The 1,649-nt window shown below is 37.5% G+C and carries 3 protein-coding genes; all 3 read right to left on the bottom strand.

Features of this window, described 5'->3' with window-relative positions; all coding sequences use genetic code 11:
* The coding region (locus MHO32_RS25740; RefSeq protein ID WP_239215048.1) for a GNAT family N-acetyltransferase at positions 1-468 on the bottom strand (468 nt) is incomplete at its 3' end.
* A gap of 128 nt (positions 469-596) precedes the next feature.
* On the bottom strand, positions 597-869 hold the full coding sequence (locus MHO32_RS25730) for a hypothetical protein (protein ID WP_239215042.1): 273 nt from the start codon (positions 867-869) through the stop codon (positions 597-599).
* Positions 870-1,326: 457 nt separating this feature from the next.
* Positions 1,327-1,649 (bottom strand): DUF1294 domain-containing protein (locus MHO32_RS25720; RefSeq protein WP_239215039.1); only part of this gene is annotated, 323 nt, incomplete at its 5' end.

Below are 1,649 nucleotides of genomic sequence, written 5' to 3'. Positions count from 1 at the left end.
CATATAACCTAGCCAATCAAAATGTCCAACACCCCACTGCTTATCTCTGAGTGGTTTCACATACAGTTCATCAAGATGCTCTACAGCAACTCCAAAGTTGGTGTGCTCGTGAAGCCTTAACCAAGACTGCATGCACTGAACTTGGAAAAAGCCGTTTGTTGAGTAGAAATCATGTAACTCAGATATAAGGATTATAAAATCCACATCTTTAGTTTCAGCAAATGCCGATAACTCTGACAACATAAAAGAGCCAATACCTTGCCCTCGATAACGTTCGTCAACACAAAAGTCGATTACGCCCAGAACCTTATGTATTTCACCACCGACGCTCACGGCTCGATAGTCCAGTCCAAGATAGCCAACCAACTGTTCACCTTGAAAATGAAGAGCACGCATATGAGGTAACTGCTTAAAGTAAGAGCGACTTACTTGGCTATCTGGGAAAGCTTCATTTCTTAACGCTTCGATTGCCTTATGACTAACGCCCTGTTAAGGTGTGAGCAACGCAATACCGAAGCTCACGCATACCACCTTAAACACTAAGCTCAACGCATAGTAAAAATGCCACGCGTTGCGAATCACTCTTAAACAGTTTGTTATGCTTTTTTAGCTTGTGAAACGTAAGCCCAAATTAATGAGTCTAAAATTTTCTCTTGACTGAGAAGTGATTTCGGATATTTAGCCTTAAATTTAAGTATTGAATTGTCTAATGAACCATTCAGTAAAACTGACTTTTGTTCTTTTTTTAGAGTGTTGATAATTTTCTCAGCTTTAATGATTTTATCAGTAATATCATTACCAGAAATAGTAGGCAGATGATAAAAATCTCTGACCATAGAATCGAATATAGGAAACGAACTATCAATCATATGTATGAGCTTTGTAATGAATGAAAACTGAAAGCTTTCTTTCGAGTGATTAGCATCAACGGTTAAGTTACTAAGGCTATGACACACATTTAGGAAATCAATTTTAGTATCGTTTTTATGTTCCTCTAAGTATTTGAAGTAACTATCATTGAATTTTGAATCTGGCGATATATACCTCATAACCCAATAACTTCTATATTTTTTCTGATAATTTAAATCTACAATGCTGTGGATTCAAGTTACTCATTATATTATCGATATTATTATTAATTTCCGTATACAAAATAAACCTCAAATAATTAACAGAATGGAAGCATAACGCCCTGTTAAGGTGTGAGCAACGCAATGCCAAAGCTCCCGCATACCACCTTAAACACTAAAACCAACGCATAGTAAAAATGCCACGCGTTGCGAATCACTCTTAAACAGTTTGTTAGCCCACATCTCACAGCTAGTGCTAGAACCAATTGCTAATAAAGTTCTGAACTAACACCGAACCTGATGGAGTGAGTGTCCAAACAAATGCTCCAATATTTACGAATATCGTCAGCCACAAAATCGATTTAAATGGCTGTTTTTTCGACTTATGACGAAGTTGATTTTGAGCACATAATGCCCCCATCCAACCACCGAGTAACGATAAAAGATGAAGCGTATTTTCTGGTGTCCGCCATTTGCCGTTTTGAGCGGCATTTTTATCTATTGCGTACATTACGTAGGTTACAATGGACATCAGGATATAAGCTGCAATGAACAGCTTCTCACCACCTAATATGAACA

Source organism: Vibrio sp. MMH1-50, from assembly GCF_022347645.1.
Taxonomy (GTDB): Bacteria; Pseudomonadota; Gammaproteobacteria; order Enterobacterales; family Vibrionaceae; genus Vibrio; species Vibrio harveyi.
The sequence above is the reverse complement of the archived record's forward strand: the minus strand, read 5'-3'. Positions and strand labels throughout refer to the sequence as shown.